Source organism: Neobacillus sp. PS3-40, from assembly GCF_030915485.1.
In the GTDB taxonomy this organism is placed as follows: Bacteria; Bacillota; Bacilli; order Bacillales; family Cytobacillaceae; genus JAUZPL01.
This window is the reverse complement of record NZ_CP133266.1, coordinates 3145987-3170448: the sequence shown is the minus strand read 5'-3', so window position 1 is coordinate 3170448 and position 24462 is coordinate 3145987. Positions and strand designations below refer to the sequence as shown.

The window sequence follows — 24462 nt, the reverse complement described above, 5'->3', positions numbered from 1 at the left end:
TTCATTTTACTAATGGCCCAGTCCAATTTGCCATTCCGCCAGAGAGGTTGGCCACATGTTTGAATCCTTGCTGTAGCAAAAGTTGCCCACTTGCATCCCCCATTGGACCCATATGGCAAACGAGTATAATCGTTTTATTCACATCTAATTCCTGAAATTTACTTTGAAATTCTTCAAATGGAATGTTAATGGAATTAGGAATGTGAGATTTCTTGTATAAATTTGGTTCTCTCAAGTCAACTATCATTACATCAGTGCTTTTTATTTCTTTTAGCAAATAAGATTGATCTATTTTATGTACTTCCTGATCCTTTCCTTTTACATCCCTATTTTCAGACATACCAGCCATCCCATTCATGGTTTCATTTTTTGCCATCGCTATATTCATATAAATAATTACAAAGCCAATAAATAGGATAGCGATACCCACCGTTATTAAAGTAACTTTCTTGGTCATTTTTTTTGGCCTCCCACTAAGAAAAATATCCATTTGAGTATAAAACAAACAGGACACTGCTGATTGTAATAAAAGTCGAAACCCATAAAATGATAAAGTGCTTTCTAGGAAGTAGGTTTTTCCTCTTCCATGAAATATAATGAGCTATCAATTGCATTAGAATGCTTACTCCCACAAACCACCATTGATATTTAGAAAAAAACACCATTGTAGAAAACATAACACCACTCAGACCGAGTGGAACTACCAAAATTGGCAGAAATCAAGCGATACAAGCTAAGCCGGATGTAAGTAGAGTAATGGATCTTGTTATTCGGTCCCTCATTTTTTTACCTCCTATTTTTAAAAAAAGTCGTTCCTTTTCGGACACGACTTTGAGCATTAAAATAAACTAGTGACATTGACAATTGTCATCACTACAAGAGCAATCAGATGAACATGATGGACATTTTCCTTGTTTTGATTTTTGAATATGTTTATAAAACATCCATCCCGCAGCAGAAAAAATGACGATTCCAATAATCCAATTAAACATGGTTATTCACTCCTTTAATTAGGATTCTTTAAAAACAAGTTTTTTGAAACAATTGCGAATGAATTTTTGCGGTTGTTTTTTTGTTTTACCTTTTGAATTTAACTTTTGTTCCCGCTCCATTTTTCGAATGGTGAACTTCATCAAATGTTCCTGATTCACAAAGATCCCCCTTAATTCTATCATTCATCTTAAGATTAATAATGTAAACAAAGTTACTTTCTTAGTTGTCCTCATATTAATAAATAATTGTGCAGAAAGTAGCAAGATTCTATAACAAATTTCGGAACAAATCTTTCTCCCTTTATTAGTACTATGATTCGTGACTAGTTCTTTGAAGAATCCACTTTAATTCAAGCTTTTCCCTGCAAAAGACAAAACCCCTGAAAAGAAAAAAATTCTCAGGGGCTGTTACTTTTTTATAAAAATAGTTATTATCTAATAGTTTCAAAAAAACTTTTGTATGGCTTCCGCTATTTGTAACCACAAAGGTGAGCAGGATTACACTAGCAACAATAATTAGGTATTGGAGGACATCCACAACCACAACCATAAGGGGAGCCACCGCAGCACATACCATCATAAGCCGGATAACCGCCGTAACCCATGCCACCACATCCTGGGACACCTGCATATCCCATACCAACATAACCCGGATGACCTCCAATACCTATACCGCCATATCCTGGGAAACCACCGTATCCCATGCCGCCATAACCTGGATGGCCTCCAAAACCATATCCTGGGAATCCACCATATCCCATACCCATACCACCAAAGAATTGTCTATCCATTTTATATCTCCTCCTCATTTTAAATACAAAAGTAGTGTATGTATCCATATTCAGGAGTGGCTAGACTATTGCCTATCTATTAGGGGATTTAATTTATTTTCAAATTCCAACTCGTACTTTCACTCCGAATTAAAGTTCTGCTTAAAAATTAGTTTTAACAATTACGAGGCTTTGATCGCTTCTCTAAACAGCTAAATAATTTCAAACAAAACAGCACTGGAATTATCCAATGCTGTTTTTATACTCTAGTAAAATTTATTGTTAAAAACTAAACTTTTTGATTCATTCTTTTTAAACCAAGGCTTCACGCACTTTGATTAACAACATTCACTTTCATTTCCTTTAAGGACCAAACCATTTCTCTGTTGATCAAAATCGAGCGTTAAACTTTCTGAATGTTCCTCGATATTAGGATCTATTGCAACTTGAATTTCATTAATTGTCACTACTTTATCTTCTGCTTCCGGCTCATCCAGAGCCAGTCCAATCTCTGGCTGCCCTCAGCCAAAGCCAGCAAAATAAACACGAATTCCATTAGCACTTTGTTCTTTGAAAACCTGTTTTAACGTATCCCTTGCCTCATCTGTAATTTTCATTTCATTACTCCTTACTATTGATCATTTGTTTGATTTGATTAATTCCTACATTTTCTGATTCTAACCATGGAATAACAGCGATTCTATCCGATAATTCATTTTGTACCTTTTGAATCCAATTTTCCTCTGCCTGTGCCCTGCCCCTAAGAACAGGGTCAAGTGTGTGCGTTGCATAAAAGCTTTGATTAATAACCCACCAGTGTGGAATAATTCCCGCACGCCCAAGATCCTTTTGAAGTCTTTCTGCTTCTAATACCGGCGTTGCTTCTGGAAGTGTAGCAATCACTATTTCCGTTTCATTTTGATTACGCAATCGCGGCAATAGCTCTTTTACATTATCACTAATTTCACCCGTTGAACGTTCTAACTCCTTATGGTAGGAGTGTGCAGCATCAAGTAATAGCAACGTATGCCCTGTTGGAGCCGTATCAATTACGACAATTTCATCTTTTGACCTGCCAACCACATTGGCAAATGCTTGAAAAATTGCAATTTCCTCAGTACAAGGGGACTCTAGATCTTCTTTAATAAAAGCAATAGCATCCTCATCCAAATTCTCTGAGACCTTACTTAAAACCTCACTCCGATATTTTTCTACTTCTACTTTTGGATCAATTCTACTAATGGTCAAATTTTTATGACTTTTTTCAACCCCAAAATAATAACTTAAATGTGCAGCTGGATCAGTCGTGGTTAAGTGTACTTGATGCCCTTTTTCAGATAACCCCATAGCAATAGCCGAAGCAATCGTCGTTTTACCGACACCGCCTTTTCCCATTGTAAAGATAACCTTAATACCTCGTAGCTCTAGGTCTTCAACTAATTCAGTGAACGGAGGAAGTGAGATCTCTTCTGTTCCTGACACTAGTTGTTGCTCCATTTCCTTGTCTTGAAATAATACACTTAAGGCATCTGTTCCGGCTAACGAAAATGTGACAAGTGGAATTTCGTAAACAGGAATATCCTTTAATCCTATTGGAAGTTGTAAAAGAGCTTTCCTTTGTTTATGATAAAAAGCTTCTGATACATCGTCACCTTCAACATGACATTGCAATACTCCATTCACTAAAAGGATTCGATGAATCATTCCGATGTCAAAGAGTTCGCATGCGGCTCTTTCCGCCTCTAATAGCGAATTTTCATCAGGCCGTGCCACCAACACCAAAGTCGTCTTCTCTTGATCAGATAAAGCCTCAACCGCTTTTGCATACGCATCCTTCTTTTCTCTTAAACCAGACAAAGGACCGAGGCAGCTAGCTCCATGTGTACTTTCATTTAAAAAGTCAGTCCACGCAGTCGGTAGCTGTAGAAGCCTAAGGGTATGACCGGTTGGAGCCGTATCAAAAATAATATGATCATACTTATTTTGAACCATTGGATTCGTAAGTAGATTGGTAAATTCATCAAAAGCAGCGATCTCAACTGTACAAGCACCGGAAAGTTGTTCTTCCATTGTTTGAAGCACACTGTCAGGGAGCTTCCCTTTATATGGCCCCACTACTTTTTCGCGGTATGCTCTTGCTGCTTCTTCTGGATCTAAGTTACACGCAAATAGTCCCTTCACATTTGGAATGGGGCAAATTTCATTAGAAATGTTCGTTTCAAATACATCTTGTAAATTGGATGCAGGGTCAGTCGAAACAATCAGGACCAGTTTCCCTTTATTAGCTAAATGCACAGCTACTGCACTCGCAGAAGTGGTTTTCCCTACACCTCCTTTTCCCGTAAAAAATAGAAAGGGAGTCAATATCTGATTTTCAGGTTGAAAAAATGGAAACATTTCCTGCATCTCCTATAAAAGCAGATTCGTTGATTTTTTTGTTTCTAATTCCTTCGCATCAATTAGAAACCATTGGGCTAATTCTTCATTTGTCGGATAAGAGCTTTCTCTCACCACTTCTCCATCCAAAAGAACTAGTGGCAATACATTGGGACCTTTTTCATTTAAAAGATGATTCACCTTTGTATTGGTGATAAATGCTTGTGGTTCATTGCCCAAATTGTAACGGGTAATCGAATACCCTTTTCCTTTAAGTAAAAAGAAAGCGGACGCCACCCTTGCTAATTCTGGATCAACGGATGGTCCACAGACACCTGTCGGACAGCACATGGCAGGATCAAATACTTCAAGTTTCATTATGTACCATCTCCTTTTATTTTGGACAAATTGCTAGCATCTTCAGTTTCGCTGATATATTTAATTTTTCGCTGATATATTTGATTTTTCGCTGATATATTTGATTTTTCGCCGATATATTTGATTTTTCGCCGATATATTTGATTTTTCGCCGATATATTTGATTTTTCGCTGATATATTTGATTTTTCGCCGATATATTAAATTTTTCGCCGATATCTTGTATTGTTTCGCTGATATAATTATTTTTCCACTCATAACCTATTTTGTACTGCTAAAATAATGAACTTTTCATTGATAACAAATATTTTTTGTAATTTTTTTCTGTTAAAGTACTTCAAACTTGGAAGATAAATTGAAAAACAACAATATTTGCGAAAAAAGCCTCTAAAAAAGCCGAGAACATTCTTGGCTCTTTGCATTATTCTCCTGTTTCACCAAAACGTTTAATTCTCTCACCAATTTCATCACGAACTCGCCCAAAAAATGCCCATTTTTCCTCTTCTGTTCCTTCTGCTTTTGCCGGATCATCGAATCCCCAATGCTCCCTTTTTACCTTAGGTGGTGTAACTGGGCATTTGTCCGCTGCATCACCACAAAGTGTTACCACAAGATCTGCATTATTTAAAATTTCCGGATCAATAATATCAGATGTTTGATTAGAAATATCAATACCAGCTTCTTTCATCGCCTTAACGGCATTCGGATTTAACCCATGTGCTTCAATGCCAGCACTTTTTATTTCCCATTCATTACGTAAATATTTTTTGGCCCAGCCTTCTGCCATTTGGCTTCGGCAAGAGTTTCCTGTACATAAGAAGTAGATAGTCTTTTTTGACATGTTCGTTTCCACCTTTATTAAATTTATACTGATTCTGTTTTAAAATATTTTTTTTGAAACCAAAGGGCAACATTTACTAGGCCGATCATCACTGGGACTTCCACAAGTGGTCCGATGACTGCAGCAAAGGCTGCACCAGAATGGATGCCAAAAACCCCAACAGCTACCGCAATGGCAAGCTCAAAGTTATTGCTTCCTGCAGTAAAGGCTAGAGTTGTTGTCACCTGATAGTTTGCTCCAATTTTCTTCCCCATAAAGAAAGAAACAAAGAACATAATTATAAAATAAATGAGTAATGGAATGGCAATCCTTACGACATCGAGTGGTAAGCTAACGATCATATCCCCTTTTAAAGAAAACATGACAATAATGGTAAAAAGTAACGCTATTAGAGTGATCGGACTGATTTTAGGGATAAAGACCGATTCATACCACGCGCGGCCTTTTGTTTTGACGAGCACCAGTCGAGTAAGCATTCCGCTAATAAATGGAATCCCCAAGTAAATAAAGACTGATTTTGCTACTTCTGCCATTGTTATCGCAACGACGGCGCCTTTAAGACCGATCCATTCGGGAATTACAGTCACAAACACATAGGCATAAATTGAAAAGAACAACAGCTGGAACACAGAATTAAACGCAACCAGGCCAGCAGCGTATTCTGTATCTCCTTTTGCAAGATCATTCCAGACAATCACCATCGCAATACAGCGAGCGAGTCCAATCATGATTAGTCCAATCATGTATTCCGGCTTATCGCGTAAAAAGACAATGGCTAATACAAACATCAAAATTGGCCCAATAATCCAGTTTTGAACTAGGGACAATACTAACACTTTTACATTTTTAAAGACTCGGTTCATCTCTTCATAACGTACCTTCGCAAGTGGTGGGTACATCATGAGAACTAATCCAATCGCAAGCGGGATCGAAGTAGTACCTACCTGAAGACGGTTAATTCCTTTAACAAATCCCGGAACCACAAATCCAAGTCCAATCCCTATAGCCATAGCTAGAAAAATCCATAACGTAAGATACCGATCTAAAAATGACAATCGTTTTTTCCCCATTTGACTCATGCTTTTCTCTCACTCCTTTTAAACATTTTTTCTAATCAAATTTTCAGTCGCAGGAGATTCGTTTCCCCTGTTTTTCGAGTTCTTCCAATTTCTCTGATTGACTCGCCAATAATTCAAGTAGTGCCTCTACAAAAAGATAATTTTCATGGCTACGATTGATGGAGTAAAACATCCATTGCCCTCTTCTACTTTCTTTCACAAGGCCTACATCCTTTAATTTCCGTAAATGCTGGCTTATGGAAGGCTGGGTCATCTGAAAAATTTCTACAAATTCACACACACAGCAATCATGTTCCAATAAAATCCTCATCATCGTTAATCTTGTTTTATCACCAAGAAGCTTTAATATATTCGCAGCTCGTTCAATAGTTAAGGACGTACTGATTTGCAAATTAAATCACCTCGATTTTTCAAATTCATTGCCACATAATTTTGTCCTTAGTTACTATTCATTTAATAAATTTCCTAATGACAATATTATATAAGCATATAATTATATATACAATAACAATCAATTATTTTTGATATTATCGTTGCAATATTAAGTAATTGGTATTATAATTTTTTATATCAAATAATTTTGATTTAGGAGGTTACTTATGGAAAAAATAAATCCTCTTACAGACCTATCATTGTCCGCTACCTTTTCAGAATATGAAATGAAATTTAAAGCGTTAGCAGACCAAAAACGTTTACAAATTTTGAATCTGCTTTGTCAGCAAGATTCCATCTGTGTATGCGATTTAAGCGGTATGATCGGAATGCCACAATCCAAGCTTTCTTATCACTTAAAAATACTCCTTGATGCCAATTTAATCTTGAAAGAAGCACAGGGAACTTGGAGCTATTATAAAATCAATCAGCACGAAGTACATCACCTTTTGTCCCCTCAACTATGTTGCTTATTTCGCCCCAACTGTTGTTAGGTCATTATATTAAAAATTTACTAATTATTTTTGCAACTATTAAAACAAAAAAATACCAGAATTACTGGTATTTTTTATAGAACTGAATTACCCTGCCTGACTCCCCTTTTACCAGACCTTTTTTTGCATGACCCAAGCAACAATTCCAATAATACCTACAAATAATAAACTAACAAAAAATCCAAAACGAATGTTTTTGTCCATAAATGTTCCGCTTATTGCAGCAAGAATTAGCACTATCCCTATAAATCCAACTATCTTTCCCCCTATTTTCACTTCCAATATTCGAAGAGCAGATAAAATAATGAAAGCCCAGTTGAATAAAATCAGGATACCTGCTGCCGTAGTAATATACTCGTAAATTTTTCCAGGTAAAAGTAAGGCAGTAATTATGGATGCAACCAATCCTATTGTGGCAAGTCCTAAAGAAGGCAAGGGGAGGCACTTCCATTTTTTCAGTTTTTTAGTAAACAAAGCTGGGGCATCCCCGCTTTCAGCTAAGGTCACTAGCAACGTTGTTACCCCAAATAATGAGGCAGTCATTGTTGAAAAACCAGCAACAATTATGGCTCCATTAAATACATGCGGAAAAAAAGAAAGGTGATATTTTTCCATTGCTGTTACAAAAGGGCTCTCCTTTTCATTAAATGCCCCATGTGCTGCCATAAACACGGCAAGACCAAGTGATATAACGTAAATCACCACTAATAATATCAACATTATGATTCCAGCTTTTGATGCATCTTCTTTCTTTTTAAGTCTAGTTGCCATAATCCCGATTACCTCTATGCCTCCATATGCATAAAAAGCATAAATTAATGAAGACCAGAACCCTTTTATACCTTCAGGAAAAAGTTCATTTCTAGACTTAGGGATTCCAGGGTGATTGACATCCCCATGATGAATCCAACCAAATATCCCAGCAACCGCAAGAATAATAAACATTACAATTGCCGCCGTTTTGATTATAGCTAGTATATTTTCTACCTTATCAAAACCCTTGTTTCCGGTTAAAACAACTACAATCGAAAGAATTGCATACCCCGCTGCAAAGAGCCAAAGTGGAACATTGGGAAACCAAAATCTTGATAAGATAGAAAGAGCAGTTAATTGGCTACCCATTATCAGTATGTTTGAACTCCAATAATTCCAGCCGCAACTAAATCCCGCCCAACGTCCATACGCTTTATTTGCATAGTAGCAGAATGATCCCTCTTGAGGATCCTCGGACGTCATTTTTGCTAATAAATTATAGACAATATAGGTCCCGATTGCAGCCAAAATAAACGAGAAGACAATAGATGGGCCTGTTGTTTCAATCCCGATCGTTGATCCAAGAAAAAAACCAGTTCCAATGGTGCAGCCAACACCAATTAAGGATAGTTGCCACCATTTTAAATTCCCATCCCCACTTCCCTTCCCTTCCCTTGAGTCGCTAGGAATAAAAAAATCCATACCCAACCTCCCTTCCTATAGGTATAATCATTTGTTAAATCTTTAATTATATCCAATGACCTTTTTTGAAAGGAAGGCTCCTAGGTACCTATTTTGAAGTTAAAGAATCTCGATCAATGGCTTCTGGTGGTTGTTCCATCCACCCTTGATTAATCAAAATTTGGGCTCCACCTTCTACATAAAGCCCAATATCCATTAAAAACCGTCCATACATGAAGCCTATATCACGTCTTCCGTTAAGGGACATGGCATTTGCATAAGACCGGATTTTCATTGAAAACATATCAATTTTATGAAATAACATTAATTTATCTGAAAAAGGTGAAAAGGTTGAAGCACTAACTAAGTGATCTAATAGCGTAGGGGCTGGCAAATTATCTTTATGCAATTTTTGTGAACAGACTTCTATATGTTTATCAGTAATTTCTTTCCCTCTTATAAAAAATTGTCGAACTTTATCATTATTAGCTCCCTGACTAAAACCAATTAATAACACTTTGCTCGCTACATCATTTTCAATATTATCGTAAAGATGGGCAATCTCTAATCCATGAAGGGGTCTAACGTTCCCTAAAAACCCATTTAAATAATCTTGTTTTTTTACAAAGTCAACCTTATCTGGTGTAGGAATAGGCGGTGTCTTCATTAAAATACCCTTTTTCATTAATGCATTCGAAACATCTGTTAAAAGTTTTACAGCGGAGTTAAGACAATAGATAAAAAGGTCCCTTATATCTCCTCTTGTCATTAAAGGTATTGCAGTTGAATATATGCTTATCCCCGCTTTACCCGCATATCTTAAGTAATGAAGATAATACTCATCTGAAAATAACCTTGGAGCACCTAAATTTACGTCTTCCTCGGTAAACCCAATTGGTATAGGGAAATTTTCCTGAATAAAAATTCCTTTAATACTTTGCATAATTTCTTGGCTTAAATTAAGAGCATTTTCTAAAATTATTTTGATTTCCTGATCCTCAATATGTTTAAGATAGTACATAAGAACATACTGGGCCATGGAATTCCCCATATATACAGCCCACAGTTTTCCAACTTCAGCTGATGTTAATTTTTCAATTATCGGTGTGGTTCCTCTTGTATGTATTTTAATGGGTTTAATCCTTTCCATATTAAGAACCCCCCTATTTACTCAGTTTTCACTTATTATTATCTTCTAAAATGAAATCTATTCGTTTTCCATCCCTTTGGATCATTGATAAATGCTTCATATCCAACATGTGTTTTGGAGGTAAAAATGCTCCCAAATTAACAAAATATAGAGAAACATTTATTCTTATTTTTAACGTAATAAATAAAATAAACAGGAAATTCACACATTTATATTTAAGTTCAACATGACTCTTGATATACTTTTTCTATACTTGACAGAAAAAGAGGGATTCATTTGAAACTACATATTGAGTCCACAAAGATAGACTTTCACCAATTAATCAGAAATTCCCTTAATTCCATTTGGATTATTGGAAAAGAGGGTGAAATTCTTTATTGTAATAGGGCTTGTTTGGATATGTTTAAAGTTACATGTTCAAAAGAAATTATTTCTAAAAATATTTGGTTTTTTCTTCACCCCTCTTTCCATGAAAAAAGTAAAGCACGACTTGAAAGGGTTCTTACAAATAATGAAACATTAGAAAAAATAGAAGTACAAATGATTAGGAACGATGGGGAGATAATCGATGTTGAAGTAGTGACCTTACCTTTTTATTTAGAGAACAAAGTCTTTGGACAGGTTATTTTCCAAGATATTACCCTTCGCAAAGCAGCTGGACAACTTTTGAAGGATAGAGAAAAATTAGCCTCTGTTGGTCAAATAGCGGCTGGTATTGCTCATGAAGTTAAAAACCCTCTTTCATCTGTAAAAGGATTTTTGCAGTTAATTAAGGAAACCCAATCACATCCATACTTTGATATCATGGAAGATGAGTTAGAGAAAGCATTAAACACGTTACAAAATTTATTACAAGTATCCAAACCAGATTTGCATGATGAACCCTTAATACCCATTAATTTATGTAAAGAGTTAACTTCTCTAATAAATTTATTTCAGGAAAGACTTTATTCTATCCAAGTTGAATTAGATTTAAGAGATTCAGAGATGGAAATTATCGGAAAAAGAAACTTATTTCAGCAAGCCTTTTTCAATCTCATAAAAAATGCACTTGAGTCTATCGAAGATAAAGGGAAAATTAGAATAGAACATTTTTATAAGGACGACTTGATCCATATAAAAATTAGCGATTCAGGTTTAGGTATTCCAAAGGAAAAATTAAAAATGTTAGGCACACCTTTTTTCACTACAAAAAGTGAAGGAACTGGTCTAGGTCTAACACAAGTATTTACAACGATTCATGAACATCATGGAAATATTTCTATCCATAGTGAGTTAGGAGTAGGGACAACTATTCATGTTCAACTTCCGGTTAAAAAGTGTTACCACCTAACATAGCCTGTTTTTACTATCCTACATTTCTTTATAGATACATCCACAAACCATATGGCACTAACAACAAATAAAGCAGTGAAAACTATCACTGCTTTAAATCTTTTATATATACTTCCGATGAACGCCCTTCCCATCATACGTAAACAACATCGTTCGTTCTTCCACCATCGTTTCCATATGAACCGGTCTTCCCCAAAGTTGGTGAATATAAGGCAACACCTTTTCTAGATACTTCACATCGAGTTCAATTCCTTCATACCAATGCTTCATATAAAGTTCCCCATTTTTCAAGTAGTCACCATCATTTACTGTGATGTATGGGAATCCTCCGTTTACCCTCATATTAACGAGTTGGTCTCGGATTTGTTTCCACTGTTTGTCGACTACTTTATAGTCCCGGCCTTGCTTCTGGAAAAGGTACATATCTTCTCTCATGACAAGATCCTTGTTTAAGTAGTTGCGAAGGAAGGAGATATCTGATTCCACTTCACGCACCTCAAAAATCTTTTCCCGACCAGAATTCGGCTTAATTCCTCTCAACTTCATTTCTTCAGTTGGATTGTTGTAGCGTTCTTCTATATCTTCATAAATTTTAATGCCAAGGTAGTAAGGATTTATTCCTGTTTTAGATGGTTGCACAACACCTGCATTTAATTTGGCAAACTCAATTGCCTCCCCAGTTGTTAAATCTAATTCTCTTAAGATCCGTTGATGCCAATAAGAAGCCCAGCCCTCATTCATGATTTTCGTTTCTAACTGTGGCCAGAAGTAAAGCATTTCTTCGCGCATCATTGTCAAAATATCACGTTGCCAATCCTCAAGCTCTCTGCTGTAGGATTCAATAAATAACAGTAAATCCTTTTCAGGGTTGGGAGGAAATTTTTTCTTTGCTTTCTTTTTCCCTGGATCAGCTTCTTTTTTATCCATGTTCCAAAGATCATCATAGGGGGTAGAAACTGGTCGAATCTCATCATCCTCTTCTTCCAAATCTTCCATGGACCAAGCTAATTTTGGTCTCATTAAAGAAGGATCTATATGTTCATCAATGGCCAATACCGCATCCAAAAATTTTTCCACTTCTGGCTTTCCATATTGAACTTCATATTTACGGATCCGCTCAGCCGTAGCCGCCATACTTTCAACCATATCTCGCTTTGTATTTTGAAAACGAACATTATTTTTGAAAAAGTCACAGTGGGCAAGTACATGTGCCACAATCAACTTATTTTGAATTAATGCGTTGGAATCAAGTAAAAATGCATAGCAGGGATCTGAGTTGATAACCAATTCATAAATTTTACTTAATCCAAAGTCATATTGGAGTTTCATTTTATAAAATTGTTTACCGAAGCTCCAATGTGAAAATCGGGTCGGCATCCCGTATGCCCCAAACGTATAGATAATATCCGCTGGACAGATTTCATATCGCATCGGGTAAAAATCCAATCCAAAACCTGTTGCGACTTCTGTTATTTCGCTAATTGCATATTCAAGGGCTTTGCGTCCCTCCACATCCATCTGCCATTCCCCCTTTACCACAATGTATGTGGTTCAAGCAGGAATGATGAAATGAGAATGAAAAAACAGTTTGGAGAAATTAATATTTTGCTTCCTCGGCAATTACAAGCCCGACGTTTTTATTTCGCTTCCACTCTTCTTTAAACACACATAAGGGTGGGTGTCTATCTCCAACAAGATAGCTTATTTCAATTGTTAGAGCTGGGCGGTGATACGTTGTAATAAACCAATCTGTAAACCCTCCTCCCACCGCTTCCTTCGGAGGTTTTCCTAACTTATACCCAGTTATTTTAGCTATTCTTTTTGCAATCCTACGATCACGTTTGAAATTTTCACCATTTTTGTATTTCCAATAAATTTCTCTTCCTGCCGAGTGGTACGAAACGGCTATTAGCGGCTTGATCTCTTTTACAAAATTAGAAAGGGCAATAACTTCTTCTGCTTCAAATGGGGATTTGCCTTTATAAAATTGGTAAGAAGGAACATTGGGACCATCCGTTAAGGCTTCCCAATCAGCAGGGTATTGTCTATTAAGATCGATTCCTAATCCATTAGCTTTCCATCTTATAAAATGATCCCAACCTTCGTTCATAAACATGATTCGATTTTGTTGGTCGGGTGGAAATTCCCTAATATTGTTTTGTTGGATTGTTACACCATCTGGATTTAACATAGGAACAAACCAAATTGACACTTCATTTAAGATTTGTGAAAGATCCTTTTGATAATCAGCAGAGTACGTTTCCAACATCTTCATCAGCAGCATGCTTGTGATCCATTCCCGGCCATGATGGGCACCTACAAGTAGAACACTCTTCTCTCCTTTTCCGAGCTTCACTGCAGATACTTTTCGGCCAAAATGGGTATAGCCAATCACTCTTATCTCTACATTTTCCTTATACTTTGCCTTAAGTAAATGTAAATCATTCTCCATACTTCCGTATGTGTAAGGTTTATTTGTTTGAACAATTTTGGCATGAGCTATGGTTTGAAATTCAAAAAAGAGCAATAGAAAGCAAATCCAAAAAACTCTAAACACTCCATTCTCCTCCTTACCAATTCCCCATTTATTCAGGAAAATATTGCATATCGCGACAGATCAGGCTGTCCAAGATTTTCTGCGAGAGTTCTGTTTAAAAAGGCATAAACTAATTTCAACTCCTATTAAGGAGGAGATAAAAAAATGAATAAAATGGATTATGATCGAGCGCTATATTATACGCATCGATCCGAATGGGACAATTTACTAATACTAATGGTGCGCACAAAAGACCAATTTTTGTCCAAGAAGATTGAGCATTTCCTACATGCTTATAACTTCGAAGATGATTACTCTGTAATTCAAGATCATTTATATCTACTTCTGCGGTATATCGACCATGCCAATGAAATAGTCGAATCTGATAAAAGTCAGACTTCGATGTATAGTCTTTCCTGAAAAATTTTAGCCATACGCTTTTTTGAGAAGTAAACCGGATAAAGAATTCCACCACCAAAAAAGAGGCTGGGACATAACTAGCTTCAAATAGTAAGAAAGGTGAATTTGAGCTTACTCAAATTCACCTTTATCTATTTTGGGGTGTTAATTCTTCTATTACCTTAGTTGTTGGCAGTGAATTTTCTTAAATTCACTGCCATTAACGCGAGGCCCATTTCGTTTTCTACTTTCGATTTTCCTCGTACAGAAAACCGAGAGAAACGCAAATTAGCCTTCAAGAATCCAAAAACTGGTTCCACATCGATTTTGCGTTTTCGATAGATGGCACTCGTTTTCTCTTCTGAAAGCTTCTCTCTTACATATTCTTTTTGCTGTTCCCATTTTTCATTCACCATTAGTTTTCGATTGTTTCCTTCTTTTGCTTTTGTACATGATGAACGGAACGGGCATCCTGAACAGTCTTCGCACTCATAGATTTTGAACTTCCGTTGGAAGTCTGTACGGTCATTACGTATAGAATAATATTGAAATTTAAGAAGTTTCTGATTGGGACATGTATATGTATCTGTTTCTTCATTATACTGCCAATTGTCGGGATTAAATGTGTTTTGTTTATACTTTTTCTTTTGTTCTTTCAAATACATGTTATACGTAATAAGTGCTTCTCGTTTTCTGTTCGAAAGGATATCATTATAGTTTTGTTCACTACCATAACCTGCATCTGCGACAATGTGTTTCGGTAACTCGAAATAATGCTGCTCGATCTCATCTAGAAATGGAATTAACGTACGTGTATCTGTTGGGTTTGAAAATAAACTATAGGCAAGCGCGTATTGACCTTCCGTTGCGATTTGTACATTGTAACCTGCCTTCAATTGTCCGTTTTGCATATAATCATCTTTCATTCGCATAAATGTCGCATCCGGATCTGTTTTAGAATAGCTATTACGTGTGCCAAATATTTCAAAGTCTTGTTGGTATTTCTGTTTTCGTAAGACAAAATCAATCAACTGTTTACGCACTTGTTTCGGGTATTTACGTTCACTTCTTAAGGCTTTTCGTTCTAGAACGTCTGTCGATACTTCAATTTGTTTATCATACTCGGTTACGACATCGTCCACTTTTTTAACCAATTGAGCGATCTCTTCCAATGATAACTGTTCATCGCTTTCACATTTAATTTCAGGTATGATTTCGTTCTCAAGTAGTTCATTGTATAGCTGATTTGACTTTTCAATTAAACTTTGATGATATTTCTCAACCGATTTCTTCCAGACAAACGTAAATTTATTCGCATTCGCTTCAATCTTTGTGCCATCGATAAAAACCGCTTCTTGATCGATAAGTTTTTCTTCAATCAATTGGCAACGGAATTGGACGAAACATTGGCGGATTAAATCTTTCACTTCTGATTGAACACGGAATCGGTTTATTGTGCGGTAGCTTGGTTCATGTCCTTGAGCCAGCCACATCATACGGATACTATCTTTTAATAAGGCTTCAATTTTACGCCCTGAAAAGACAGATTGTGTGTAGGCACATAAGATAATTTTAAGCATCATGCGTGGATGATAGGCTGGGCAACCCTCATTTCGAAGAAATGGTTCGAACGCTTCATGAGGGATACTTTCAACTAAATGATGGACATGGTAGGCAATATCATTATTTTGTAATTTTACTTCTAAATCTAAAGGCAAAACTAATTGATTCATGATATAATTTTTGAACATAAGGACCCTTCTTTCGGATGAAATTTGGTGTGGTAACTTTATTTTATCAGAAGTGGCCCTTATTTTTATTGGAAAATAATCAAAGCCGGTGAAATTTTACTTATCGTAAAATTCCACCGGCTTTTTCATCTCAGAGGTGGGTTTTGTCCCAGCCTCTTTTATATATTTTTTAGCTATTACTTTTCTGTTACCATATTTATTTTTTGATCTACAAGTTCCATAAAGTCTTTTTTAATATTTTGGAGTTTTTCATTACTTTCTTCAAAATTATTACTATTTACTCCGAAATAGAATTTAACTTTTGGCTCTGTACCTGATGGTCTTAGGCAAACCCACGAACCATCTTCAAATGTATATTTCAAGACATTGGATTTTGGAAGATCAATTTTTTCAGACCCCGAATTCGCCACTCGAATTCCTGTTAAATAATCTTCTGTTGTCTGAACAGTTAAGTTTCCAAGTGATTTTAATGGTTCCGCACGGAATGAAGATAATATTTGCTGAATTTTCTCTGCTCCATCCTTCCCTTTTAACGTTAGAGAACGAAGTCCTTCTAAGTAATATCCATATTTTTCAAACACTGCTATTAAGCCCTCATATAGCGACAATCCTTGTTTTTTATAATATGCACAAACTTCAGTTGCAAATATTGCTGCTTGAACGGCATCTTTATCACGCACAAAATCACCAATTAAATATCCATAGCTTTCTTCATAGCCAAATAAGAAAGTATGTTCACCGGAGGATTTATACTCATTTATTTTTTCAGCAATAAATTTAAAACCTGTTAACACATCTACAGTATTTAATTGATGGGAAGATGCAATTTTCCTACCAATTTCTGAAGTAACAATTGTTTTAAGGACTACTCCATTTTTTGGGAGCATCCCTTTTTCTTGTTTTTGAGTAAGAAGATAATCTAGCAGTAATGCTCCTGTTTGATTTCCAGTTAAAACAACATATTCGCCTTCACTATTCAAGACAGCAATCCCCAAGCGGTCAGCATCGGGATCTGTTGCAATTAATAAATCTGCTCCTATTTTTTTACCATCACGAATGGCCAATTCAAATGCAGCATGTTCTTCAGGATTAGGGCTTTTCACTGTAGTAAATTCTGGATCTGGAAGCTCCTGTTCTTTTACAACGTGGACATTTTTGTACCCAAGTGCCATAAGCGCATTTCGTACCGGTTTATTGGCAGTGCCATGTAATGGAGTAAAGACAATTTTTATGTCTGAATCTTGAGCAAGATCAGGATTTTCGGAAATCGTTCTTAGCTTTTCAATATAGGCCTGGTCAATCTCGGCACCGATTGTGACAATTAGTCCAGCTGCTTTTAACCTTTCTTCACTATCAACCTCAATGAGAAGTTCGTTCTCAATTTCATTTACTTTTGAAATTACTTTATCTGCACTATCTGGTGGAAGCTGCCCTCCATCAAATCCATAAACCTTATAGCCATTATATTCAGGTGGATTATGGCTTGCTGTAACAACAATTCCTGAAAATGCATTTAAATATCTTACTGCAAAGGATAATTCTGGTGTAGGACGCAGCTCATCAAAAACATATGCTTGAATTCCTCTGGATGCAAGTGTTTTTGCTGCCTCCATTGCAAACTCTGGAGATTTATGACGTGAATCATAGGCAATAACAACTCCACGTTTTTTTGCCTCAATTCCATTTTCTTCTATGTAAGCAGCTAACCCTGCAGATGCTTTTCGAACTGTATAGAGGTTCATTCGGTTAGTACCAACACCAATTTCTCCTCTCATGCCACCAGTTCCAAATTCTAAATTTTTATAAAAGGCTTCTTCAAGTTCCTTTTCATTTCTTTCAATCTTTTCTAATTGGATTTTTAACTCTTCATTTAAATTTTCAAATTGAAACCATTGTTGGGCTTTCGTCTTCCAGTCCATATGATCCCTCCTGTTAGTTTATACTCTTCTTTTTTCGAAGCTTATATAGGATACTCCTTTAAAAAACTGGTTTTTTATAACGACAAATTTTGCATATTGTCCTTTTTGAAAAGGATTTTAATAAAGATTTAACCTTTTTTATTTTATATTTTTGCTATCATAAAGTACAGGGAAGCACAAAAAAATAAACGCCCACAAAAACGGGCGTTTTGATTCAAATTATATAAGCAGTTCATTTGCTGCTTTTGTATAACCACTAAACATATATTTTTTTATATTTTTCCCTTCTAAAAACTGCTCCAATTCAAAAGGAAAAAACAGACCAAGTCTACTTAAGTTTGTACTATTTCTAGTAAATAGGTTAGAGTAACTTTCATTCAAATCAGTGCACTCGAGGATTGAAATAATGGTTCGCAAACTTGTCATCACTTGAAAAGCTTCTTTTAACGTACTAATATCTTTAAAGTATTGGCCAGAGGTATGTAATACTTTTAACCGCTCAAGTTCTTGAATTTCATTATCGGTAAAATAGATTGGAAAAATATTTGAATAAATATGCCTCACCAGCTCACTGATTTCATGCTCCTGGCTAGGTATCGAAGCAAATACAATTTTCACAAAAAAACCCACCTTTTTCGTCCCTTTTATCTATCTTTATCTATATTATTTAAGGATAGAATAACATATGTAATGTGGCAGGAACGGTGGTAATTATAACCACAACTACAAGGATTTAAGTAAAGGAGACACTATGCTACAAACTAGTCGTAAGGGACAATGGTTTCAAATTATCATCCCGCAAAAATGGGAAGGTTTAACTTTAGATGATCTTTTCAGACATAAATGGGAAGCTCCAAAAAAACTAACACATTTTTTTAGGATGGAACATAAAGTTTTATTAAATGGTAATAATGCAAATTGGAACAACCCTCTAATTCCAGGAACTAAATTGCAATTAAACCTATTTGAGGAAGAGGAAAGCGAAATTCCTGCATCCTACTTTGAGATTCCAATCCTTTATGAGGATGATCACATTATTGTCTTTAACAAGCCTCCTTTAATGAGCACACATCCTAATCAGATCAATTTGGAAAAAGATACACTTCTCAATGCAGCCGTGTTTCATTTGCAGACGAATGGAGAAATAAGAAATATTAGACATATTCATCGATTGGACCGTGATACATCGGGGGCAATTCTCTTTGCAAAAAATGCTTTAGCAGGAGCAATCCTTGACCGAATGTTGGAAAAACGTACAATCAAAAGAACCTATGTCGCAGTGGTTCATGGGTTATTAAATTCAAAGAAAGGGACACTACACTTTGGGATTGGGCGTGACAGGCATCATGCAACAAGGAGGCGTGTATCTTCTTCGGGGCAAGATGCAGTTACCCACTATCAGGTTGTAAAAGTGGATCAAGGAAAAAAATTAACTTATGTAAAATGCTGGTTAGAGACTGGAAGAACTCATCAAATCCGGGTCCATTTTAGCCATATAGGACATCCTCTCGTTGGAGATACATTATACGGGGGACAGCCCATTTGTAATCGTCAAGCCTTGCATGCAGCAAAGCTTGAGTTCATACACCCTTTTACAGAAGAACAAATTATTTGTTATGCACCCCTTTTAGATATTCCGACCATTTTTAAAGGAGTAGATGTCTATTCCTTATAGATTTATTTTGGAAAACAAAAAAACTCGTCGTTCGTAAGTGAACGATGAGTTCTTTGTTTTTATTAATTACTTGTTTTTCTTGATTACTTATTTTAATAATTGGAAATTCCTCTTATTTGTCAGCTCTTCGAAAGGATCTCAAAATCATGCTTACTATCAATACAAGAACAATCGCACCCAGTATTGCTGGTATGATTGCAAAGTTGGCAACATTTGGTCCCCAGTTGCCTAAAACTAATTGTCCAAGCCATGCACCCACAAAACCTGCTATAATATTTCCAATGACTCCACCTGGAATATTCTTGCCAACAATGAGACCAGCGATCCAACCAATGACGCCTCCAACGATTAATGTCCAGATAAAACTCATTTTACACACTCCTTCAGCATTTAATTATTATTTCATTGTTTTACTGCCAACATCCAAAGCTTTAAGCAGTATGAGTAAATTTTTATTCGCAACTGCTTGTCCTTAAATTACCCAATTTTATTTAAAACATACAAAACAATTATGCAGCTACATAACGCCATCTAAATATGAAGAATTAACAGAGTCAATTGCCAACCTAATAAGGTAGTGAGTGGGATTATCCCACCAAAAAACCAGGGATAACCTATAATTTTTTGAATTTTCTAATGTTAAGTTTTTGTAAAGTTAGTACAAATAGTTACTTTTTTCGACATTTTTCATATAAAATTAAATCGTTTGGAACACTATTATTTACAGAAATATAGGGGGGTTCACATTATGGGATTCAAAAAAAATGATAAATTTTCCGTATTGCTTAGCAATATCTCTGCTAACCTAAAAGAAAGTACAAACTTTTTCACAGAGTACAAACTGAAAAATGTTAGCGATCTTAAGATTTTTTCAGAAAAGATGAAAGAGTATGAGTCAAAAGGGGATTCGTTTGTTCATGAAGTCATTAAAGAGTTAAACGACACCTTCATCACTCCGATTGAACGCGAAGATATCTTACATCTCACAATGAGCATGGATGATGTATTGGATGGACTTGAGGGTTGTGCAGCATTATTTGAAATGTATTCAATTACTGAAGCAGATGAATTTATGCTAAGTTTTGTTAGTGCCATTCAAGGAAGTATCTACGAAATTGAAAAAGCAATCGAATTATTATCAAGTAAAAAATTGCTTCAAATTAGAGAACATTCCATTCAAATAAAAGACTATGAATCAAAATGCGATAATATTTTAAGACAATCCATTAAACATTTGTTTACAGTTGAAAAAGATCCTATTCGCATAATTCAATATAAAGAAATTTATGAAACACTTGAGGAAATTGCTGACAACTGCCAAGCAGTAGCCAACACACTAGAAACTATTATTATGAAAAATGCATAAGGAGCCTTTAATATGAGCGGTTTATTGATTATAACGATTTTAATTGTTATTGGAGCTCTTGCTTTTGACTTTATTAATGGTTTCCATGATACTGCAAATGCAATTGCGACCTCTGTTTCTACAAAAGCGTTAAAGCCTCGCCATGCTATTATATTAGCTGCTGGTATGAACCTTTTAGGTGCATTAACGTTTACCGGTGTTGCCAAAACAATTACGTCAGATATTGTCGATCCTTTCAATTTGCATAATGGTCATATCGTCATTCTTGCTGCACTGTTATCCGCAATTATCTGGAATTTAGTTACTTGGTATTTTGGAATTCCAAGTAGTTCTTCACATGCAATTATTGGTTCCATTGCAGGAGCAGCAATTGCAGCTGCAGGGTTTTCTGCCTTGAAATATTCTGGCTTCTTAAAAATTCTTGAAGCGTTGATCATTTCTCCGATCATAGCATTTATTATCGGTTTTATTATGTTCAGTATTTTTAAAGTTTCCTTTAAAAACTATAATTTAACAAAAACAAATCGTATCTTCCGTTATATCCAAATTGCTACTGCTGCATTGCAATCTTATTCACATGGAACAAATGATGCGCAGAAATCAATGGGGATTATTACAATGGCACTTATCGCGAATGGTTATCTTACAACAACAGATATCCCTTTTTGGGTCCAACTTTCCTGTGCAATTGCGATGGGGCTTGGAACGTCAATAGGTGGATGGAAAATCATTAAAACTGTTGGCGGAAAAATCATGAAGATTCGTCCAGTAAATGGAGTTGCTGCTGACTTAACAGGGGCAATTGTTATTTTTGGTGCTACCTTTATTCATTTGCCTGTAAGTACCACTCATGTTATTTCTTCAGGTATTTTAGGCGTAGGTACTTCCCATCGTTTAAAAGGAGTTAAATGGGACACTGCCAGGCGGATGATTATTACTTGGGTCATTACATTACCAATATCGGCATTAATGGCTTCCCTATTTTATTTTATTTTAAATCTAATTTACTAAGTATTGGTGTCATTTAAAACACTCCATACGTTTGTACGTGGATAACCTTTTTCATTGGGTTATTCTTTTTTTTGTCCCACCTTTAAAGAAAACTCGCTGATTGGCGTTGATGACAGAAGCGTAGTTGCACTTATGCGATTTAAGTATTGATTAATAATAAAACGCTCGAAACATCCTTTAATGCATTAGCTAAGTTAAACTTTCTTAATAGCTAAAAATAGGCGGTCCTGAGGCATCTATCATGCATACAATGCACTGATATATTGAGGAGGGAAAAGAATGTACTATCAGCCTTATTTCGATCAAGAGGGCTTTGAATATCGGCAAAACCGGCAGCTTTTAAAACAAATTTCAAAAGCTATGAACGATGAATTTCAAGCGGTCCAGTACTACACAAGACTTGCTGAATTAGCCCCCAACAAACAAACCCGCCAGGCTATTTTAGGGATTCGGCAGGATGAAATTAAGCATTTCCATTGGTTTGCAAAGGGCTACTTAGATTTATCGGGTAAGTATCCACCATTAACATTAGGTGTTGCACTACCAAGCTCATTCAAAAGAGGCGTACGAGACTCCTTAAAGGATGAACAAGAAACCGTCCCTTTTTATCGAAATCTCGCTTCACAAATAACCGATCAGCAGTTTAAAGAACGTATTTTAAAAGCTGCCGATGATGAGCATCAACATGCCCAAATCTTTTCACAGCTTGCAACCACTTTCTAACCACCCTTTTTAGCCAATCAGAAGAGCAACTACGACTCTATCATCGCCCCTAGAGACTCGCCAATCGGCGAGTGTCCCTTAACTTATCGGAAATAATTCGATAAGTTTTTTTACTTGTAATGTTCTTTCCAAAAAGACACTTATATTATATTAATATATCTTTTATTCTGACTATCCCACAACGTAAAATATTCCCTCAATTCCTAATATATCAACTCTTTTTACTGTTATAACTTTCTATTGACCACTGTCTATCTATTAAATTAGAATAATAAAAGAACTCTTTCACTATGGACAATAGGAGGTACAGTATGGACACTACAATAGAAGTTAACAAGTCCGAACAGCAAGTAGCGGCCACGAAAAAGCATCCACCAGGTCTTTACTTACTGTTCTTTACAGAAATGTGGGAAAGATTCAGCTATTATGGTATGCGCGCAATTCTTGTCCTATATTTAACCACTTCACTTGTTGGAGGCGGTTTAGGATTTAAAGATAGCATCGCGATGAGCATATATGGATTCTTTACAGGAGCAGTTTACTTTACTCCGCTTATTGGAGGTTATTTATCCGACCGATACCTTGGAAGACGCTTAGCAATCACTTTAGGTGGAATCACGATGGCAATTGGTAACTTTGCTTTATTTGCTGATCAAAGTAAATTTGCCTTCTATCTTGGATTAACATTGATAATCATTGGAAATGGATTTTTCAAACCAAATATTTCTACACTCGTTGGAGAACTATACCAACCGAATGACCGCCGTCGTGATGGTGCCTTTACAATTTTCTATATGGGAATCAACATCGGAGCATTTTTCTCTCCTCTAGTTGTTGGTTATCTATCAGATAATCTATTTATGACTAAAGTTGACGGAATTGTTCAACATGGCTTTAGATATGGATTTTTAGCAGCTTCAATCGGAATGATTCTTGGTCAATTGCTATTTAATCTCTTAGGAAATCGTTATTTAGGTGATATCGGTAAAAAGCCTACCGGCAAACCCGTCTCCAATCAAGGTATAGTCGAGAAGAAACCGCTAACAAAGAAGGAAAAACAACGTACAACTGTAATCTTCATTCTTGCTGCATTTGTTGTCTTCTTCTGGGCAGGATTTGAACAAGCAGGAGGCTCTTTAACACTTTATACTGATAAGTTTGTGGATCGTAAATTATTTGGTTGGGAAGTTCCAACAGCATGGTTCCAGTCATTAAACCCATTATTTATTGTCATTCTTGCTCCAATCCTTTCTGCTCTTTGGTTAAAGCTTTCCTACACTAAGCGCGGGGACTTCAAAATCCCTTCAAAAATGGGATTCGGAATGGTTCTATTAGGTCTTGGCTACATGGTTCTATTACTTGCCGTATTCAAAACTGGCAGTGATGACCATAATATCCATGCAAAAGCAAGCATCTTAATTATCACATTAACATACCTAATGCATACCCTTGGAGAACTACTTCTTTCTCCAGTAGGATTATCGCTTGTAAGTAAGATTGCTCCTATCAAACTCGCTTCCCTGTTAATGGGTGTATGGCTTGCAGCGTCAGGTGTGGCAAACATCCTTGCTGGACAGCTAGGAGCATTAACTCAATCAATGGGTTATTTTGAAATTTTCAGTATTATTGGATTCATGGCCATCGTACTAGGATTAGTTTTACTTACTATTTCCAAAAAAATCGTCAAAATGATGGACTAATTAAATTGAACATGGTAAAGAGGATGAAACAAAAAGTTTCATCCTCTTTTTTTATTTTCACTTCTAATTGTTTACTTATTTCATATTTTTATGGAGTAGGAC

25 protein-coding genes are annotated in these 24462 nt (G+C 36.0%); 8 read left to right on the top strand and 17 right to left on the bottom strand.

Annotated elements, in window-relative coordinates; genetic code table 11:
* Position 1: 1 nt before the first annotated feature.
* From RCG20_RS15515 to RCG20_RS15475, 9 genes are all read right to left on the bottom strand, one after another.
* The gene (locus RCG20_RS15515) at positions 2-457 is read right to left on the bottom strand and encodes a rhodanese-like domain-containing protein (RefSeq protein WP_308181012.1); all 456 of its coding nucleotides are present in this window, start codon (positions 455-457) and stop codon (positions 2-4) included.
* 391 nt (positions 458-848) lie between these two features.
* Positions 849-992 (bottom strand): FeoB-associated Cys-rich membrane protein, encoded by a 144-nt coding sequence (locus RCG20_RS15510; protein ID WP_308181011.1) that lies wholly within the window; start codon positions 990-992, stop codon positions 849-851.
* Positions 993-1010: 18 nt separating this feature from the next.
* A complete protein-coding gene (locus RCG20_RS15505; protein WP_308181010.1) occupies positions 1011-1151 on the bottom strand; it encodes a hypothetical protein in 141 nt (46 codons plus the stop codon).
* 344 nt (positions 1152-1495) lie between these two features.
* Entirely contained in the window at positions 1496-1783 is a 288-nt protein-coding gene (locus tag RCG20_RS15500) for a spore coat protein (RefSeq protein ID WP_308181009.1), read from the bottom strand.
* A gap of 600 nt (positions 1784-2383) precedes the next feature.
* Positions 2384-4159, bottom strand: coding sequence for an arsenical pump-driving ATPase (gene arsA / locus RCG20_RS15495; protein WP_308181008.1), 1776 nt, complete (start codon positions 4157-4159; stop codon positions 2384-2386).
* Between the two features lie 12 nt (positions 4160-4171).
* Complete coding sequence (gene arsD / locus RCG20_RS15490; protein ID WP_374120481.1) at positions 4172-4516, bottom strand: arsenite efflux transporter metallochaperone ArsD; 345 nt, start codon at positions 4514-4516, stop codon at positions 4172-4174.
* Between the two features lie 420 nt (positions 4517-4936).
* Positions 4937-5356 carry an arsenate reductase (thioredoxin) gene (gene arsC / locus RCG20_RS15485; RefSeq protein ID WP_308181007.1) on the bottom strand — a complete coding sequence of 140 codons (420 nt, stop codon included), beginning with the start codon at positions 5354-5356 and terminating at the stop codon, positions 4937-4939.
* A gap of 23 nt (positions 5357-5379) precedes the next feature.
* Positions 5380-6435, bottom strand: coding sequence for an ACR3 family arsenite efflux transporter (arsB, locus tag RCG20_RS15480; RefSeq protein ID WP_308181006.1), 1056 nt, complete (start codon positions 6433-6435; stop codon positions 5380-5382).
* 43 nt (positions 6436-6478) lie between these two features.
* Positions 6479-6826 carry an ArsR/SmtB family transcription factor gene (locus RCG20_RS15475; protein WP_308181005.1) on the bottom strand — a complete coding sequence of 116 codons (348 nt, stop codon included), beginning with the start codon at positions 6824-6826 and terminating at the stop codon, positions 6479-6481.
* 208 nt (positions 6827-7034) lie between these two features.
* Here RCG20_RS15475 and RCG20_RS15470 point away from each other — a divergent pair, with 208 nt between their 5' ends.
* Positions 7035-7361, top strand: coding sequence for an ArsR/SmtB family transcription factor (locus RCG20_RS15470; protein ID WP_308181004.1), 327 nt, complete (start codon positions 7035-7037; stop codon positions 7359-7361).
* A 108-nt stretch (positions 7362-7469) separates the two neighbouring features.
* On the opposite strand, the gene RCG20_RS15465 is transcribed toward RCG20_RS15470, so the two are convergent.
* Together RCG20_RS15465 and RCG20_RS15460 are read right to left on the bottom strand one after the other, a co-directional pair.
* Entirely contained in the window at positions 7470-8816 is a 1347-nt protein-coding gene (locus RCG20_RS15465) for an amino acid permease (RefSeq protein WP_308181003.1), read from the bottom strand.
* An 88-nt stretch (positions 8817-8904) separates the two neighbouring features.
* Complete coding sequence (locus RCG20_RS15460; RefSeq protein WP_308181002.1) at positions 8905-9945, bottom strand: DUF3231 family protein; 1041 nt, start codon at positions 9943-9945, stop codon at positions 8905-8907.
* Positions 9946-10221: 276 nt separating this feature from the next.
* Here RCG20_RS15460 and RCG20_RS15455 point away from each other — a divergent pair, with 276 nt between their 5' ends.
* On the top strand, positions 10222-11283 hold the full coding sequence (locus RCG20_RS15455; RefSeq protein WP_308181001.1) for an ATP-binding protein: 1062 nt from the start codon (positions 10222-10224) through the stop codon (positions 11281-11283).
* 99 nt (positions 11284-11382) lie between these two features.
* Here the strand turns inward: RCG20_RS15455 and RCG20_RS15450 are convergent, their stop codons facing one another.
* Together RCG20_RS15450 and RCG20_RS15445 are read right to left on the bottom strand one after the other, a co-directional pair.
* On the bottom strand, positions 11383-12798 hold the full coding sequence (locus RCG20_RS15450; protein WP_308181000.1) for a SpoVR family protein: 1416 nt from the start codon (positions 12796-12798) through the stop codon (positions 11383-11385).
* Between the two features lie 79 nt (positions 12799-12877).
* Complete coding sequence (locus tag RCG20_RS15445; RefSeq protein ID WP_308180999.1) at positions 12878-13837, bottom strand: M14 family zinc carboxypeptidase; 960 nt, start codon at positions 13835-13837, stop codon at positions 12878-12880.
* Positions 13838-13981: 144 nt separating this feature from the next.
* Between RCG20_RS15445 and RCG20_RS15440 the strand changes: the two genes are divergently transcribed.
* The gene (locus tag RCG20_RS15440) at positions 13982-14236 is read left to right on the top strand and encodes a YhdB family protein (protein WP_308180997.1); all 255 of its coding nucleotides are present in this window, start codon (positions 13982-13984) and stop codon (positions 14234-14236) included.
* A 161-nt stretch (positions 14237-14397) separates the two neighbouring features.
* Here the strand turns inward: RCG20_RS15440 and RCG20_RS15435 are convergent, their stop codons facing one another.
* The 3 genes from RCG20_RS15435 to RCG20_RS15425 form a co-directional block, all read right to left on the bottom strand.
* Entirely contained in the window at positions 14398-15966 is a 1569-nt protein-coding gene (locus RCG20_RS15435) for an IS1182 family transposase (RefSeq protein ID WP_308180416.1), read from the bottom strand.
* A gap of 176 nt (positions 15967-16142) precedes the next feature.
* On the bottom strand, positions 16143-17885 hold the full coding sequence (locus RCG20_RS15430) for a phospho-sugar mutase (RefSeq protein ID WP_308180996.1): 1743 nt from the start codon (positions 17883-17885) through the stop codon (positions 16143-16145).
* A gap of 219 nt (positions 17886-18104) precedes the next feature.
* Complete coding sequence (locus RCG20_RS15425; protein ID WP_308180995.1) at positions 18105-18503, bottom strand: DUF5365 family protein; 399 nt, start codon at positions 18501-18503, stop codon at positions 18105-18107.
* Between the two features lie 133 nt (positions 18504-18636).
* Between RCG20_RS15425 and RCG20_RS15420 the strand changes: the two genes are divergently transcribed.
* The gene (locus tag RCG20_RS15420) at positions 18637-19560 is read left to right on the top strand and encodes an RluA family pseudouridine synthase (protein ID WP_308180994.1); all 924 of its coding nucleotides are present in this window, start codon (positions 18637-18639) and stop codon (positions 19558-19560) included.
* Positions 19561-19672: 112 nt separating this feature from the next.
* On the opposite strand, the gene RCG20_RS15415 is transcribed toward RCG20_RS15420, so the two are convergent.
* Entirely contained in the window at positions 19673-19930 is a 258-nt protein-coding gene (locus tag RCG20_RS15415; protein ID WP_308180993.1) for a GlsB/YeaQ/YmgE family stress response membrane protein, read from the bottom strand.
* Positions 19931-20308: 378 nt separating this feature from the next.
* Here RCG20_RS15415 and RCG20_RS15410 point away from each other — a divergent pair, with 378 nt between their 5' ends.
* From RCG20_RS15410 to RCG20_RS15395, 4 genes are all read left to right on the top strand, one after another.
* Positions 20309-20926, top strand: coding sequence for a DUF47 domain-containing protein (locus RCG20_RS15410; protein ID WP_308180992.1), 618 nt, complete (start codon positions 20309-20311; stop codon positions 20924-20926).
* A 12-nt stretch (positions 20927-20938) separates the two neighbouring features.
* Positions 20939-21937 (top strand): inorganic phosphate transporter, encoded by a 999-nt coding sequence (locus RCG20_RS15405; RefSeq protein WP_308180991.1) that lies wholly within the window; start codon positions 20939-20941, stop codon positions 21935-21937.
* Positions 21938-22216: 279 nt separating this feature from the next.
* Positions 22217-22660, top strand: a complete 444-nt coding sequence (locus tag RCG20_RS15400; protein WP_308180990.1) for a ferritin-like domain-containing protein — start codon at positions 22217-22219, stop codon at positions 22658-22660.
* Between the two features lie 311 nt (positions 22661-22971).
* A complete protein-coding gene (locus tag RCG20_RS15395) occupies positions 22972-24360 on the top strand; it encodes a peptide MFS transporter (RefSeq protein WP_308180989.1) in 1389 nt (462 codons plus the stop codon).
* Positions 24361-24462 lie beyond the last annotated feature (102 nt).

Coding starts and splice junctions, on each gene's coding strand:
- RCG20_RS15515 (WP_308181012.1), bottom strand. CDS start 457: ATGACCAAGAAAGTTACTTTAATAACGGTGGGTATCGCTATCCTATTT.
- RCG20_RS15510 (WP_308181011.1), bottom strand. CDS start 992: ATGTTTAATTGGATTATTGGAATCGTCATTTTTTCTGCTGCGGGATGG.
- RCG20_RS15500 (WP_308181009.1), bottom strand. CDS start 1,783: ATGGATAGACAATTCTTTGGTGGTATGGGTATGGGATATGGTGGATTC.
- arsA (WP_308181008.1), bottom strand. CDS start 4,159: ATGTTTCCATTTTTTCAACCTGAAAATCAGATATTGACTCCCTTTCTA.
- arsD (WP_374120481.1), bottom strand. CDS start 4,516: ATGAAACTTGAAGTATTTGATCCTGCCATGTGCTGTCCGACAGGTGTC.
- arsC (WP_308181007.1), bottom strand. CDS start 5,356: ATGTCAAAAAAGACTATCTACTTCTTATGTACAGGAAACTCTTGCCGA.
- arsB (WP_308181006.1), bottom strand. CDS start 6,435: ATGAGTCAAATGGGGAAAAAACGATTGTCATTTTTAGATCGGTATCTT.
- RCG20_RS15470 (WP_308181004.1), top strand. CDS start 7,035: ATGGAAAAAATAAATCCTCTTACAGACCTATCATTGTCCGCTACCTTT.
- RCG20_RS15465 (WP_308181003.1), bottom strand. CDS start 8,816: ATGGATTTTTTTATTCCTAGCGACTCAAGGGAAGGGAAGGGAAGTGGG.
- RCG20_RS15460 (WP_308181002.1), bottom strand. CDS start 9,945: ATGGAAAGGATTAAACCCATTAAAATACATACAAGAGGAACCACACCG.
- RCG20_RS15450 (WP_308181000.1), bottom strand. CDS start 12,798: ATGGATGTGGAGGGACGCAAAGCCCTTGAATATGCAATTAGCGAAATA.
- RCG20_RS15440 (WP_308180997.1), top strand. CDS start 13,982: ATGAATAAAATGGATTATGATCGAGCGCTATATTATACGCATCGATCC.
- RCG20_RS15435 (WP_308180416.1), bottom strand. CDS start 15,966: ATGTTCAAAAATTATATCATGAATCAATTAGTTTTGCCTTTAGATTTA.
- RCG20_RS15430 (WP_308180996.1), bottom strand. CDS start 17,885: ATGGACTGGAAGACGAAAGCCCAACAATGGTTTCAATTTGAAAATTTA.
- RCG20_RS15420 (WP_308180994.1), top strand. CDS start 18,637: ATGCTACAAACTAGTCGTAAGGGACAATGGTTTCAAATTATCATCCCG.
- RCG20_RS15415 (WP_308180993.1), bottom strand. CDS start 19,930: ATGAGTTTTATCTGGACATTAATCGTTGGAGGCGTCATTGGTTGGATC.
- RCG20_RS15410 (WP_308180992.1), top strand. CDS start 20,309: ATGGGATTCAAAAAAAATGATAAATTTTCCGTATTGCTTAGCAATATC.
- RCG20_RS15405 (WP_308180991.1), top strand. CDS start 20,939: ATGAGCGGTTTATTGATTATAACGATTTTAATTGTTATTGGAGCTCTT.
- RCG20_RS15400 (WP_308180990.1), top strand. CDS start 22,217: ATGTACTATCAGCCTTATTTCGATCAAGAGGGCTTTGAATATCGGCAA.
- RCG20_RS15395 (WP_308180989.1), top strand. CDS start 22,972: ATGGACACTACAATAGAAGTTAACAAGTCCGAACAGCAAGTAGCGGCC.